12 protein-coding genes are annotated in these 13,264 nt (G+C 71.9%); 6 read left to right on the top strand and 6 right to left on the bottom strand.

Translation table 11 applies throughout. From position 1 onward, the window contains the following. A complete protein-coding gene (locus ACGFI8_RS19390; protein ID WP_392806606.1) occupies positions 1-1,086 on the top strand; it encodes a CaiB/BaiF CoA transferase family protein in 1,086 nt (361 codons plus the stop codon). Between the two features lie 70 nt (positions 1,087-1,156). Here the strand turns inward: ACGFI8_RS19390 and ACGFI8_RS19385 are convergent, their stop codons facing one another. Then, positions 1,157-1,828: a winged helix-turn-helix transcriptional regulator gene (locus ACGFI8_RS19385; RefSeq protein ID WP_392806604.1), complete on the bottom strand. Its 672-nt coding sequence runs from the start codon at positions 1,826-1,828 to the stop codon at positions 1,157-1,159. Positions 1,829-1,916: 88 nt separating this feature from the next. On the opposite strand from ACGFI8_RS19385, the gene ACGFI8_RS19380 reads away from it, so the two are divergent. From ACGFI8_RS19380 to ACGFI8_RS19370, 3 genes are read left to right on the top strand one after another with little or no spacing between them, the layout of a single operon-like run. Then, on the top strand, positions 1,917-2,738 hold the full coding sequence (locus ACGFI8_RS19380) for a class I SAM-dependent methyltransferase (protein WP_392806602.1): 822 nt from the start codon (positions 1,917-1,919) through the stop codon (positions 2,736-2,738). A 14-nt stretch (positions 2,739-2,752) separates the two neighbouring features. After that, on the top strand, positions 2,753-3,964 hold the full coding sequence (locus tag ACGFI8_RS19375) for an acetyl-CoA C-acetyltransferase (RefSeq protein WP_392806601.1): 1,212 nt from the start codon (positions 2,753-2,755) through the stop codon (positions 3,962-3,964). 20 nt (positions 3,965-3,984) lie between these two features. Continuing rightward, on the top strand, positions 3,985-6,081 hold the full coding sequence (locus ACGFI8_RS19370) for a 3-hydroxyacyl-CoA dehydrogenase NAD-binding domain-containing protein (protein ID WP_392806904.1): 2,097 nt from the start codon (positions 3,985-3,987) through the stop codon (positions 6,079-6,081). A 47-nt stretch (positions 6,082-6,128) separates the two neighbouring features. On the opposite strand, the gene ACGFI8_RS19365 is transcribed toward ACGFI8_RS19370, so the two are convergent. The 4 genes from ACGFI8_RS19365 to ACGFI8_RS19350 form a co-directional block, all read right to left on the bottom strand. Next, positions 6,129-6,794 carry a TetR/AcrR family transcriptional regulator gene (locus tag ACGFI8_RS19365; RefSeq protein WP_392806600.1) on the bottom strand — a complete coding sequence of 222 codons (666 nt, stop codon included), beginning with the start codon at positions 6,792-6,794 and terminating at the stop codon, positions 6,129-6,131. A 331-nt stretch (positions 6,795-7,125) separates the two neighbouring features. After that, complete coding sequence (locus tag ACGFI8_RS19360; RefSeq protein ID WP_392806599.1) at positions 7,126-7,446, bottom strand: DMT family transporter; 321 nt, start codon at positions 7,444-7,446, stop codon at positions 7,126-7,128. A gap of 258 nt (positions 7,447-7,704) precedes the next feature. Further along, positions 7,705-9,132: a hypothetical protein gene (locus ACGFI8_RS19355; protein ID WP_392806597.1), complete on the bottom strand. Its 1,428-nt coding sequence runs from the start codon at positions 9,130-9,132 to the stop codon at positions 7,705-7,707. 286 nt (positions 9,133-9,418) lie between these two features. Beyond that, positions 9,419-10,927, bottom strand: coding sequence for an MFS transporter (locus tag ACGFI8_RS19350; protein WP_392806595.1), 1,509 nt, complete (start codon positions 10,925-10,927; stop codon positions 9,419-9,421). 57 nt (positions 10,928-10,984) lie between these two features. Here ACGFI8_RS19350 and ACGFI8_RS19345 point away from each other — a divergent pair, with 57 nt between their 5' ends. Then, positions 10,985-11,488 (top strand): DUF664 domain-containing protein, encoded by a 504-nt coding sequence (locus ACGFI8_RS19345; RefSeq protein WP_392806593.1) that lies wholly within the window; start codon positions 10,985-10,987, stop codon positions 11,486-11,488. Between the two features lie 49 nt (positions 11,489-11,537). Here ACGFI8_RS19345 and ACGFI8_RS19340 read toward each other — a convergent pair whose 3' ends face one another. Next, positions 11,538-12,002, bottom strand: a complete 465-nt coding sequence (locus tag ACGFI8_RS19340) for a MarR family winged helix-turn-helix transcriptional regulator (protein WP_392806591.1) — start codon at positions 12,000-12,002, stop codon at positions 11,538-11,540. 243 nt (positions 12,003-12,245) lie between these two features. On the opposite strand from ACGFI8_RS19340, the gene ACGFI8_RS19335 reads away from it, so the two are divergent. Continuing rightward, positions 12,246-13,259: a LacI family DNA-binding transcriptional regulator gene (locus ACGFI8_RS19335; protein WP_392806589.1), complete on the top strand. Its 1,014-nt coding sequence runs from the start codon at positions 12,246-12,248 to the stop codon at positions 13,257-13,259. The last annotated feature ends 5 nt before the right edge of the window (positions 13,260-13,264 follow it).

Below are 13,264 nucleotides of genomic sequence, written 5' to 3'. Positions count from 1 at the left end.
ATGAGCGATGGACCGCTGCGGGACCTGCGAGTGGTGGAGCTGGCCGGGATCGGTCCCGGCCCGTTCGCCGGGATGATGCTGGCCGACCTCGGCGCCGACGTGGTGCGCGTCGACCGGCCCGGGCCCGGCTCGCCGCTCGGCCCGCCCCCCACCGGTGACCTGGTCAACCGCGGCAAGCGGTCCGTCGAGGTGGACCTCAAGCAGCCCGCCGGCGTCGAGACCGTGCTGGCCCTCGCCGAGCGCGCGCACGTGCTCATCGAGGGCTTCCGGCCCGGCGTGGCCGAGCGCCTCGGCGTCGGCCCCGAGCCGGTCCTGGCCCGCAACCCGACGCTGGTGTACGGCCGGATGACCGGCTGGGGCCAGGAGGGCCCCCTCGCCGCGTCCGCCGGCCACGACATCACCTACCTGGCCCGCACCGGCACCCTGCACGCGATCGGCCGGGCCGGCGGGCCGCCGCAGGTCCCGGTCAACCTGCTCGGCGACTACGGCGGCGGCGCGCTGTACCTGGTCGTCGGCATCCTCGCCGCGCTGCGCAGCGGCCGCGGCCAGGTCGTCGACGCCTCGATCGTCGACGGCGCCGCGCATCTCGGCATGATCCTGCACAGCCTGCTGGGCGCCGGCCTGTGGCGCGACGAGCGTGGCGTCAACCTGCTCGACACCGGCGCCCCGTTCTACGACGTGTACGAGACCGCCGACGGCCGCCACGTCGCCGTCGGCGCCCTGGAGCCGCAGTTCTACGCCGAGCTCGTCGCCCGCCTCGGCCTCACCGGCCTGCCCGAGCAGTTCGACGTGGCGCGGTGGCCGGCGCTGCGCGAGCGCTTCGCCGCCGCGTTCCGGGAGAAGACCCGGGACGAGTGGGCGGCGCTGTTCGACGGCACGGACGCCTGCGTCGCCCCGGTCCTCTCATTGACCGAGGCGCGGTCCGACCCCCATCTCGCCGCCCGCGGCACGTTCCTCACCCTTCATGGTGTACCGCAACCCGCGCCCGCTCCGCGCTTCTCGCACCCGGTCCCGGCGCCGGCGGGGCCGCCCCCGCTGCCCGGGCAGCACACCGCCGAGGTCCTCAAGGAGTGGGGCATCGGCTGAACCGCCACCGGTCCCGCGCCCTCCGGACCGTGCCCATGGTGACCGGCTCGAAGCGAAGCGTAGCGGCCGGTCACGCGACGGCCGGGCGCGGCGCGGTCGCGTACGACGCCAGGGCGAACCAGCGCGGCAGCGCCCGGCGGACCGGCTCCGGGCCCAGGAGCCGCACGGCGCCGTCGCGCAGCGCGTGCTGCCAGGTCACGTCGCCGCGCCAGATCTCCACCATGCGGCGCAACGTGCCGTGGACGGTGACCGTCACCGGGAAGCCCGGGTCCGCGTCGCAGACGTCGGCGTCGCGGGCGGCGATCACCAGCCACCAGTACCGTGCCGCCCCGGACACGTCGGTGAACTCGAAGTGCACGACCGAGCGGCCGGGCGGGACGGCGTCGTGGTCGACGCGGCGGTGCATGTCCCACAGCAGCAGCTTCGGGTCGAGGTCCGCGTCGCCGATCTCGCCGATCCAGCGGGCGCCCCACACGCCGATCGCCTCCAGGATCGGGCCCAGCTCGAGGCCGGCGTCGGTGAGGGCGTACTGCCCGCCGTCGGACCGGATCAGGCCCGCGACCGTGAGCTGGTGCAGCCGCCGGGACAGCAGCGCCGGGGACATGCGCGGCAGGCCGCGGCGCAGGTCGTTGAAGCGCCGGCTGCCGGCGATCAGCTCGCGCAGCACCAGCATCGTCCAGCGCTCGTCGAGCAGCTCCATCGCCTTGGCGACGGGGCAGAACTGATAGTAGGACGCGCCCATGCCCGGCAGCGTAGGCGCGCGGCTACGCCGCGTTCCAGTACAGATTTTGTACTGGAGGGCTCATCCCGGATGTACTTAGCGTGGCGGTATGACGACACCACTGAAGGAGAAGCACCGCGCCGTCTGGGCCTCCGGGGACTACGCCGCAGTCGCCGCCGACATCATCCCTGAGCTGGGCGTATTACTGGTCGAGGCCTGCGGGGTCGCCGCCGGGCAGAGGGTCCTCGACGTCGCGGCCGGCACCGGCAACGCCGCCATCCCCGCCGCGCTCGCCGGCGCCGACGTCACCGCGAGTGACCTCACGCCGGAACTGCTGGAAACCGGACAGAAGCTCGCCGCGACACAGGACGCCCGGCTGGCCTGGGTCGAGGCCGACGCCGAGGACCTGCCGTTCGCCAACGCCGAGTTCGACACCGTGCTGTCCTGCGTCGGGGTGATGTTCGCGCCGTTCCACCGCACCGCCGCCGACGAGCTCGTCCGCGTGTGCCGGCCCGGCGGGACGATCGGGCTGCTCAGCTGGACCCCCGCCGGGTTCGTCGGGCAGCTGTTCGCGGCGATGAAGCCGTTCAACGCCCCGCCGCCGCCCGGGGCGCAGCCGCCGCCGCTGTGGGGCGACGAGGCGCACGTGCGCGAGCTGCTCGGCGACCGGGTCGCCGGCGTCAACGCCCGCACCGGGTCCGTGCGCGTCGCGCGGTTCGCGGAGCCGGACGGCTTCCGGGAGTACTTCAAGACGAACTACGGCCCCACGCTCGCCGTCTACCGGTCGCTGGCCGGCGACCCCGAGCGCACCGCCGCGCTCGACCTGGCCCTCGACGAGCTGGCCGGCCGCTTCCGGGCCGCCGACGGTTCCATGGAATGGGAGTATCTGCTGCTGACCGCCGAGCGGGCTGGTGCCTCGACCGGGGCGTAGTTACTCTTCAGTAGGTGGGCACTGAAGCTTTCGTTTTCGACGCCATCCGCACGCCTCGCGGCCGGGGCAAGCAGAACGGCTCGCTGCACGGCGTCAAACCCATCTCGCTGGTCGTCGGGCTGATCGACGAGCTGCGCCGGCGCAACCCCGGCCTCGATCCCGCCCGGATCGACGACGTGGTCCTCGGCGTGGTCTCGCCGATCGGCGACCAGGGTTCCGACATCGCCAGGATCGCCGCCATCGCCGCCGGCCTGGGCGAGACCGCCGCCGGGGTACAGCTGAACCGGTTCTGCGCCTCCGGCCTGGAGGCGGTGAACATCGCCGCGCAGAAGATCCGGGCCGGCTGGGAGGACGTCGTCCTCGCCGGCGGCGTCGAGTCCATGTCCCGCGTCGCGATGGGCTCCGACGGCGGCGCCTGGGCGATGGACCCCGAGACCAACCTGGCCACGAGCTTCGTGCCGCAGGGCATCGGCGCCGACCTCATCGCGACCATGGACGGCTACAGCCGCGAGGACGTCGACGCCTACGCCCTGGAGTCGCAGACCCGGGCCGCCAAGGCGTGGGCCGGCGGGTACTTCACCCGCTCCGTCGTGCCGGTCCGCGACCGCAACGGCCTCGTCGTGCTCGATCGCGACGAGCACATCCGCACCTCGACGATGGAGGGCCTCGGCGCGCTGCCCGCCTCGTTCGCCACCATCGGTGACCTGGGCGGCTTCGACGCCGTGGCCCTGCAGCGGTACCACTGGGTGGAGCGCATCGACCACGTGCACACCGCCGGCAACTCCTCCGGCATCGTCGACGGCGCCTCGCTGGTCCTCGTCGGCAGCGAGGCGGCCGGCAACGCCTTCGGCCTCACCCCGCGCGCCCGGATCGTCTCGGCCGCCGTCAGCGGCGCCGACCCGCTCATCATGCTCACCGGCCCCGCCCCGGCCAGCCGCAAGGCCCTCGACAAGGCCGGGCTGAGCGTCGAGGACATCGCGCTGGTCGAGATGAACGAGGCGTTCGCCGCCGTCGTGCTGCACTTCGCCCGCGACATGGGCTTCGACCTGGAGCAGGTCAACGTCAACGGCGGCGCCATCGCCATGGGCCACCCGCTCGGCGCCACCGGCGGCATGCTGCTCGGCACGCTCGTCGACGAGCTGGAACGCCGCGGCGAGCGGTACGGGCTGGCCACCATGTGCGTGGGCGGCGGCATGGGCATCGCGACGATCGTCGAGCGACTGTGAACCGGGGGAGCAACGTGGACATCATCCGCTACGAGCGCGGCGAGGACGGCGTCGTACTGCTCACGATGGACGACCCGGCCCGCCCCGCCAACACCATGAACGCCGCGTTCACCGAGGCCCTCGCCGCCACGGTCGACCGGCTGTACGCCGAGAAGGACGACATCACCGGCGTCATCCTCACCTCCGCGAAGAAGACCTTCTTCGCCGGCGGCGACCTCGACCTGCTCGGCGGCATCGGCCCCGACGAGGCCGCCGCCCTCATGCGGTCCACCACGTTCATGAAGGACCTGCTGCGCCGCCTGGAGACCCTCGGCCGGCCCGTCGTCGCCGCGATCAACGGCTCCGCGCTCGGCGGCGGGCTCGAGCTCGCCCTGGCCTGCCACCACCGCATCGTCGCCGACGACGCCCGCATCGAGATCGGCTTCCCCGAGGTCACCCTCGGGCTGCTGCCCGGCGCCGGCGGCGTGGTGCGCACCGTGCGGATGCTCGGCATCGTCGAGGGGCTCATGCAGGTCCTGCTCAGGGGCCAGCGGCACCGCCCCGCGAAGGCGCTGCAGGTCGGGCTCGTCCACTCGGTCGTGCCGGCCGAGGAGCTCATCTCCCGGGCGCGCGACTGGATTGCCGCGAATCCCGGCGCGGTGCAGCCGTGGGACGTCCCGGGGTACAAGATCCCCGGCGGCACCCCGAGCACCCCGGCGCTCGCCGCGAACCTGCCCGCCTTCCCCGCGACGCTGCGCAAGGAGCTCAAGGGCGCCCCGTACCCGGCGCCCCGCAACATCCTGTGCGCCGCCGTCGAAGGCGCCCAGGTCGACCTGGCCACCGCGTTCACCATCGAGGGCCGGTACTTCGTCGAGCTCGCCACCGGCCAGATCGCCAAGAACATGATCAAGGCGTTCTTCTTCGACCTCCAGGCCGCCAACGCCCGCGGCTCCGCCTCGGTCACGTTCGGCAAGGTCGCCGTCCTCGGCGCCGGCATGATGGGCGCCGCCATCGCGTACGTCTGCGCCAAGGCCGGCCTCGACGTCGTGCTCAAGGACGTCACGCTCGAGGCCGCGCAGCACGGCAAGGCCTACGCCGAGTCGCGCCGCCACGACCAGGCGCTGCTGGACCGGATCACGCCCACCGCCGAGGTCGCCGACCTGGCCGGCGCCGACCTCGTCATCGAGGCCGTGTTCGAGGACCCCGGCCTCAAACACAAGGTGTTCGCCGAGATCGAGGACGTGGTCGCGCCCGGCGCGCTGCTGTGCACCAACACGTCCACCCTGCCGATCACGCTGCTCGCCGAGGGCGTACGCCGCCGCGACGCGTTCGTGGGCCTGCACTTCTTCTCGCCCGTCGACAAGATGCCCTTGGTCGAGGTGATCCGCGGCGCCGAGACCTCGGACGACGCCCTCGACAAGGCCCTGGCCGTGGTACGCCTGCTGAAGAAGACCCCGATCGTGGTCAACGACAGCCGCGGGTTCTTCACCAGCCGGGTCATCGGCACGTTCACGATGGAGGCGCTGCGCATGCTCGCCGAGGGCGTGGCCGCGCCGTCGATCGAGCAGGCGAGCCTGCAGGCCGGCTATCCCGCGCCGGTACTGCAGCTCCTCGACGAACTCACCCTCACCCTGCCCCAGAAGATCCGAAACGCGACGGCGGCCGCGACCGTCGCCGCCGGCGGCACCTGGACCCCCAGCCCCGCCGACACCCTGCTCGACCGCATGGTCGACGAGTTCGCCCGCCCCGGCCGCTCGGGCGGCGCCGGCTTCTACGACTACCTTGAGGGCAAGCGCACCGCCCTGTGGCCCGGCCTACGCGAACACTTCCAGCGCCCGGACGCCGGCGTACCGTTCACCGACATGCGGGAGCGGATGCTCTTCGCCGAGGCCATCGAGTCAGTAAAATGCCTGGACGAGGGCGTCCTGACCTCCGTGGCCGACGCGAACGTAGGCTCGATCCTGGGCATCGGCTTCCCCGGCTGGACGGGCGGGGTCCTGCAGTACATCAACCAGTACGACGGCGGCCTGCCCGGCTTCATAGCCCGCGCCCGCGAGCTGTCCGAGCGCTACGGCGACCGCTTCACCCCACCGCCCCTCCTGCTGACCAAGGTCGACCGCGGCGAGACCTTCATTTAGCGCCACCGGGGCGGTTCTCTCTTCGGGGGACCGCCCCCATTGCTGGTTCAGGCCCCTCGTCCCGGCTCGCTTTCTTCCGGTCTCCGTGCCCTCTGCTCGTGCTCGCGTTGCCCGTCTTCGTGGTCTCCGCTCGGGTGCGCGTCCGGTGTGAGGCAGCGGATCGCCGCCGCGAGACCGGCCGGGTCGATCGGATCGCCGGTGACCACGGCCTGGAGCATCGCCCCGTCGATGAGCGCACTGACCGCCCGGGCCCCGGCATCCCCCATGACGGGCGCGAGCAGCTCATGCACCCCGTCGAGCCAGGCCCGGGCAAGGGGCCGCAGCGCCGGCGCCCGCGCCGCGGCGAGATACAGCTCGTACTCGAGCAGCGCCTTGGGCTGATCCGCGACGTACTCCCCGACAAGCCGGCTCAACGCCCCCGCCGCGTCCTCCCGCGCCCCGGTATCGCCGGAAACCGGCATTGCCGCATTGCCGTAAATTGCTTCACGCCAGGCGTCGAGGTCGCAGGCGATCGAGTCGCTCACCAACGCCAGGCCGGCCGCGATGAGATCCCCGAGGGTCGGGAAGTAGTACGTGGTGGCGCCCAGCGGCACCCCCGCCCGCGCCGCGACCATCCGGTGCGTGGTCCGCCCGACACCGACCTCGGCCACCACCTCGACGACCGCCGCGGCGAGCGCCCGCTTACGCCCCTCAGGATCCCGCCGCGCGCTCATCGCGCCGCGCCGCGCCCTGCCGAGCTGCTCCCCGGCCTTACGGGACGATCGCCGTGGCCCGCCGGATTGCTCCCCGGACCCGCCGGACGATCGCCAGGGCTTGCCGGACTGTTCCTCGGCCCTACCGGACGATCGCCGGGGCCCGCCGGATTGCTCCCCGGGCCCGCCAGACTGCTCGCCGGCCCTACCGGACGGTCGCCAGGGCCTGCGGGTTTGGTGATCAAAACAATCCGGTCCCGCCACCCCTGCGCCCCGCCGTCCTGCGCGGCGTTCTGTGCTCCCAGGGCGATCAGCGCTCCTGCGGCGATCAGCGGGCGCTCTCTTCCCATGCTCAATGCGCACCGTCCAGGTTCAGCACCACGACACCCGCAATCACGAGGCCCACGCCGGCCACCTTGAGCAGGCTCAGCGGCTCGCCGAGGAACATGGCACCGATCGCGACGATCGCGGCGGTGCCGAGCCCTGACCACATCGCGTACGCGACCCCGACCGGCACCACCTTCACCGACTGCGCCATGAACAGGAACGCCAGCGCGTACGCGATCAGCACCCAGGTCGTGGGCCAGAACTTCGTGAAGCCGGCGGTCGCCTTGAGCAGGCTGGTCCCGACCACCTCGACCGCGATCGCCAGGAGCAGGTACACGTACCCCACCGGAACCTCCCAGATTGCTGAACTTGTACGATCGTACAAGTTCGCCTCTGGGTGCCCAGCGCGCGCCGGGTGACGTGCGGGGGTGATCGCGCCCACCTCTATTACCGATTGCCGGATTGCCGGTAATCGGTAATGCCGATAATTCGGTAATCGTCCCGGCGTAGCGGATCGTGTTCGCCGCGCTGCAGGCGGGCGCGGCCGGGTCCGTGCTCAAGCGGCGCATCCCCGGCGCGCACATCCGGCTGGGCTGGTCTTCGATCAGGACTCGGTCGACGCCGTATCGTCGTCCAGCGAGGCCGAAGACGTCGACGACGAGGTCCTGGCCTTCTTCGAACCCTTCGCAGGCGGCGGGGTTCCTGCCTCCTTGGAGGAATTCCCGCCGGGCCCGGTCTGCGTTGCGCCCCCGTCTGTCGAGGACGTACCTGCGGCCGACACCGACGCCGACGCCATGGCCGCGGCCATGGCGGGCAGCGGAGTCGGGGCGTCTTCGATGGGCTCCGGCTCGACGGCGGCGAGCAGGGCGCGCCGGCGACGACGGGATCGGATCACCGCGACCACGCCGATAACGATCATCAGCACGCCCAGCAGGCCGATGCCCATCACGATTCGCGTGATGTCCTGCAGGGACAGGCTGTCCAGGAACGAGCGGTTCGCCGCCTTCGGGGTCTCGGCCTGGACGACCGGGGTCGCCGAGGGCGGGGCCGGGGGCTGATGCGGGGTGTACCGCAGAATCGAGCTCGCCTTCGGCTGGTCCGACGCGGTCAGGTAATACGCGCCGTCGCGCGTGAAGGCGATCGCCTCGCCCTGGGGCTCGCTCGGCAGGGGTGTGATCCGCGGCGTACCCGTCGTGATCGCAGCGATGACATCACCGTCGATCACGTCGAACTCGTACGCGTCGGACATCGTGCGCACCACCGCGCGCGTGCCGTCGGGGCTCATCGCGGCGCCGGTGACGACCGCAGTGCCGACGATGCCGTAGGGGTTCGGGGTGCCCGTCGCCTGGGGCTTGAACGACCCGGCGCGGGTCAGCGGCGCCGGATTGGCGTTGTTGGCCGGCAGCGGCTGCGTCAGCGTGTACACCTCGCCGATCGGGTCCTTGGTGATGATGATCGGGCGGCCTTCACCGTCGATGAGCAGGGCCTCGGCGTCGCGGGCGCGACCGTCGGGGTACGCCAGGCGATGGATGACCGGGGTGTTCGCACCGGGCGCCAGGCTCCACAGCGCGATCGACGAGCGGCGGTTGCCGGAGCCGCCGGTCAGCGTGGTGTTGTCCCCGACGTCGGCGACCCACAGCGTCCCGTCCTTGGCAACAGCCAGGTCCTCCGGGTCGAACGCGCTGCTGGGGTACCCCACGCTGCGGATCAGCCGGCACTGCTCGTCGAGGAAGAAGATCTTCTCCCGGGATCGGTCGCTGTTGCTGTCGTTGATGACTGCGTAACCGTCCGCGGTCGCGACCAGGCCGGACACCTCGGTCACCTGCGGGTCGCTGATCGTGCACATCTCGGTACCGCTGATGGCGGGTCCGAGGTTCGGATTCGCGGCCCCCGAAGCACTCGCCGATGGATTCGGCTCCTTCGCCACCGCCGGTGACCCGAACGCCACGACCGCCGCCGACAACACCACTGCCGGCACCATCAACGCCGACACCACGGACGCCCCGAACGCGCCCCCGACCCGCTGCAGCATGCGCGACAGTCTCGCAGACGCGCCTGAGAATTCAGCCGGAGGCCACCTCGGTACCCACGCCGGGCGCCGCGCCGCCGCCGGACGAACAGGTGACCAGCTCGTCACCGGGCGTGGCAGCATTCCCTTCGCCAGCGTCGATATCGAGCAAGCCGCCGGACGTAGCGATGTCCGCACCCTCGGTTGCGGTGCACGAATCGAGCGCCGACTCCTGTGACGTAGACGCCGAACTTTGGTCGGCCTGCCGCACGCGCGGGCAACGGCGGCGTAGGGTCCAACGCTCGCCGATCTATTCCTGGGGCGCGGAATCCAACTCGCGCCGGGCTGCCGCACGCGCGGGCTGCTGCTGCTGAGGAGAAGCCGACTTCCGCCGGTGTGATGCCGGCGCGGGCTCGGGCAGCGCGGTTGGCGGCTCCTGCCGTACACCTGCGGGGGCGGGACGCAGCACGAACACCGCGCCGGCGATCGAGAGTGCCAGCAGGGCGGCGCCGATGGTGAAGGCCAGGCGGTAACCGTCGGTGAGCGCGACCGCCTCGGCGGCGCCGGCGTTCAGGCGGCCGGTGGTGCGCGTGGCGGCCACGGTGGACAGCGCGGCGACGCCGATCGCCATGCCGAGCTGCTGAGTGGTGTTGAACAGGCCCGATGCGAGACCGGCATCGTCGGGGCGGGCGCCGGACATGCCCAGGCCGGTGATCGCGGGCAGCGCCAGGCCGCCGCCGGCGATGAGCAGCATTACCGGGAGTAGATCGGTGGCGTACCGGGCGTCGGCCGGCAGCCGGGTGAGCCAGCCGAGCGCGCCGGTCAGCAGCACGAGGCCGGCGATGAGCACGGCGCGTTCGCCGAAGCGGTGGATGAGCCGGGCGGACACGCCGAGCGACACCGTGGCGATCGCGAGCGCGGCGGGCAGCATGGCCAGGCCGGTCCGCAGCGCGGTGTAGTGCAGGACTCGCTGCATGTACAGGGCCATGAGGATCTGGAACGAGAACATCGCGCCGACCATGAGGATCTGCAGGGCGTTGGCGCCGGAGACCTGGCGGGAGCGCAGTACCCGCAGCGGCATGAGGGGCGTCTTCGCGGTGGCCTGCCGCAGCACGAACCCGGCCAGCAGTGCGGCGGCGGCACCAGCGGTGAGCAGTCGGCTACCGCTGGTCTGTACGACCGCGTAGATGCCGGTCATGAGACCCGCGGTGACCAGGAGTGCGCCGAGCGCGTCGGCGCCGGCGCGCAGGCCCAGACCGGGATCGGCGGGCAGGTACGGCACCGCGAGCGCCAGCGTGGCGACGCCGATGGGTACGTTGACCAGGAAGATCCAGTGCCAGCTCAGCGCGTCGGTGAGGACGCCGCCGAGAACCTGGCCGAGCGAGGCGCCGGCCGCGCCGGTGAACGAGAACACGCCGATCGCGCGGGCCCGTTCGCGCTGGTCGGGGAAGAGCGTGACGAGGATGCCGAGGCTGACGGCGCTGAACATCGCGCTGCCGGCGCCCTGCAGGAAGCGGGCCGCGATGAGCGTCGCGGGGCCGGCGGCGAGGCCGGCGAGCACGGATGCGGCGATGAAGACGCCGGTGCCGGCGATCAGCACGCGCTTGCGGCCCAGCAGGTCGCCGAGCCGGCCTGCGAGCAGGAGCAGACTGCCGAACGCGATCAGGTACGCGTTGATGACCCACGTCAGTCCCTCCGGCGTGAAGCCGAGGTCGCGCTGCATGACGGGCATCGCGACGGTGACGATGCTCCCGTCGAGAATGACCATGAGCATGCCGGTGGCGAGGATGGCGAGGGCGAACCATCGGTTCTGTCTCATGGGTCCGACCGTAGCAGATCGTCTACTACGGAACTATCTTTGCCGGGATGGAGAGCTGTGACATTTCCCGAACCGACCGTGCCCGCCGCCGGGCGGGCCGAGGTCTTCCTGCGCTACCTGGACTACTTCCGCGAAACGCTGCTGCAACGCGTCGCGTCGCTGCCGGCGGAAGCGCTCGGCCACAGCTCGCTGCCATCCGGATGGACCCCGCTCGAGCTGCTCAAACACCTTCGGTATGTCGAGCTGCGCTGGCTGGAATGGGGCTTCGCGGGCCGCGACGTTCCGGAGCCGTGGGGTGATCGGCGCGACGACCGCTGGTACGTCGCGCCGGGCGAGACCCTCGACACGCTCAGCGAGCAGCTGCGTCAGCAGGGCGAGATCACCCGCGCCATCATCACGGGTAGCGACCTCGACACACTCGGTGCGCCCGGGCCGCGGTGGGACGGCGCCGACCCGGCGCCACTGGAGCGGGTCCTGTTCCACCTGCTGCAGGAGTACGCCAGGCACACCGGCCACATCGACATCGTCGCCGAGTTGGCGGGTGGCACGCAGGGGGAGTGATGCGGTACGTGCGCCCGGCGGTCATGTGCGCCCAGGACTCGGAATGCCCTTACTGCCTTGCGCGGCGTACGCCCTGCGCCTCGACCGGATTGGCCAGGTGGCCCTGCGCCAGCCGGGTCAGCGCGCGCACGAGCACTCCCCGCTCGTCCTCCGGCAGCGCGTCGAGGACCGCGGCGTGTACCGAATCGGCGATCTCCTGACTGCGGGCGGCCATCTCGGCACCCTCCGGGGTGACGGCGATGATCCGCGCTCGGCGGTCGGTGCTCGACGGGCGTCGCTGTGCGTAGCCGGCCTTCTCCAGCGCGTCGACGGTCACCACCATCGTGGTCTTGTCCATGCCGCCGATCTCGGCCAACTGAATCTGGGTGCGCTCCTCGCCGAGTGCGTGCACGAGCACGCAGTGCATCCGCGGCGTCAGCCCGATCTCGGCCAGCGCCGCAGTCATCCGGGTGCGCAGCACGTGACTGGTGTGATCCAGCAGGAACGACAGGTCCGGCGTGAGCGTGGCGGCCATGTCACCCAGCATAGATACCCGCGGTCGGTACCTCTTCCGGTCGATGTCCGCCCGGCCTGCAGAAGCATAGAGTGCGCACGGAATCACTCTCGGGTGCCACCTCGGAGGGCGCCGCTAGCCAGCGGGCCGGCGAACCGCGCAACGGCCGGCGAGGGCAAGGGGTTCTGTTGAGAGCGCTCTCGGCCGTACCGTTCACGTGCCGTGGCACCTTCTGCGCGGCGTGGTGGAAGTGCGAGTTCCGGAATGAGCAGATCAAAGCCAACCATCGAGGACGTTGCGCGAGCGGCCGGTGTGTCCCGCGCGACCGTGTCTCGGGTGATCAACAACGTGCCCGGCGCGTCCGGGCAGTTGCGTGCGCGGGTGCATGAGGCGGTGGTCGAGTTGGGCTACATGCCCAACCAGACCGCGCGGGCGCTGGCGTCCGGGCGTCGGCGGGCCGTGGACGTCGTCGCCGTCACGTACAGTCCGGCCAGCGGGTGGCTCGGCGCGCATCCGTACTACAGCCGCGTCCTGGCGGGCATGATGTTGGTGCTGGAGAGCGTGGACGTGCAACTGCGGGTCCACGCGGTGGGCGAGGCGGGCGCGGCCGAGGCGGTCGACGCGATCGCGGCGAACGCCACGGTGGGTGCGGTGCTGACCAACATCACGCCGGCCCTGGCCGCGCGGTTCCATCGGCGGTGCCGGCGGGCGGTTTCGGTGGTGGCGACGGCGGCGTCGGTGCCGGCGGTGGAGGTGGACAACGTCGGCGGCGCGTACGCGGCCGTCGAGCAGCTGTACCGGCTGGGTCGTCGCCGGATCGCCGCGATCCACGGGCCCGACGCGAGCACCTGTGCCGTCGACCGGCGCACCGGCTACATGCGTGCCGTGCGGCGGCTGGGCCTGGAGGACATCGGCGCCGACGGCGGGGACTTCGTGCGCGAGAACGGGTTCGACGCGGCGCGCCGGCTGCTGGACCAGCGTCCCGACATCGATGCGATGTTCGTGGCGTGCGACCTGATGGCCGCCGGTGCGGTCCAGGCGATCACCGCCGGCGGCCGGCGCGTGCCGCAGGACGTCAGCGTCGTGGGATTCGACGACAGCCTGGCCGCGGTGTGCTCGAATCCGCCGTTGAGCACGGTGCGCGTGCCCGTGGAGGAGATGGCGGCCGCCGCGACCCGGCTGCTGCTGGACGGCGAGGTTCCGGCGGGCTATCGGCAGCGGTTCCCGGTCGAGCTGGTATTGCGGGAGAGCACCGGTCAACCCCCGTCCTTTTCCTGAAAGCG

Source organism: Dactylosporangium sp. NPDC048998, from assembly GCF_043197855.1.
GTDB lineage: Bacteria > Actinomycetota > Actinomycetes > Mycobacteriales > Micromonosporaceae > Dactylosporangium.
This window is presented reverse-complemented; position numbering and strand designations above follow the sequence as displayed.

Excerpts from the sequence above, each read along its gene's own strand:
- ACGFI8_RS19355 (WP_392806597.1), bottom strand. The coding sequence starts at position 9,132 with ATGCTGCAGCGGGTCGGGGGCGCGTTCGGGGCGTCCGTGGTGTCGGCG.
- ACGFI8_RS19390 (WP_392806606.1), top strand. The coding sequence starts at position 1 with ATGAGCGATGGACCGCTGCGGGACCTGCGAGTGGTGGAGCTGGCCGGG.
- ACGFI8_RS19350 (WP_392806595.1), bottom strand. The coding sequence starts at position 10,927 with ATGAGACAGAACCGATGGTTCGCCCTCGCCATCCTCGCCACCGGCATG.
- ACGFI8_RS19385 (WP_392806604.1), bottom strand. The coding sequence starts at position 1,828 with ATGGGCGCGTCCTACTATCAGTTCTGCCCCGTCGCCAAGGCGATGGAG.
- ACGFI8_RS19365 (WP_392806600.1), bottom strand. The coding sequence starts at position 6,794 with ATGAGCGCGCGGCGGGATCCTGAGGGGCGTAAGCGGGCGCTCGCCGCG.
- ACGFI8_RS19335 (WP_392806589.1), top strand. The coding sequence starts at position 12,246 with ATGAGCAGATCAAAGCCAACCATCGAGGACGTTGCGCGAGCGGCCGGT.
- ACGFI8_RS19380 (WP_392806602.1), top strand. The coding sequence starts at position 1,917 with ATGACGACACCACTGAAGGAGAAGCACCGCGCCGTCTGGGCCTCCGGG.
- ACGFI8_RS19340 (WP_392806591.1), bottom strand. The coding sequence starts at position 12,002 with ATGGCCGCCACGCTCACGCCGGACCTGTCGTTCCTGCTGGATCACACC.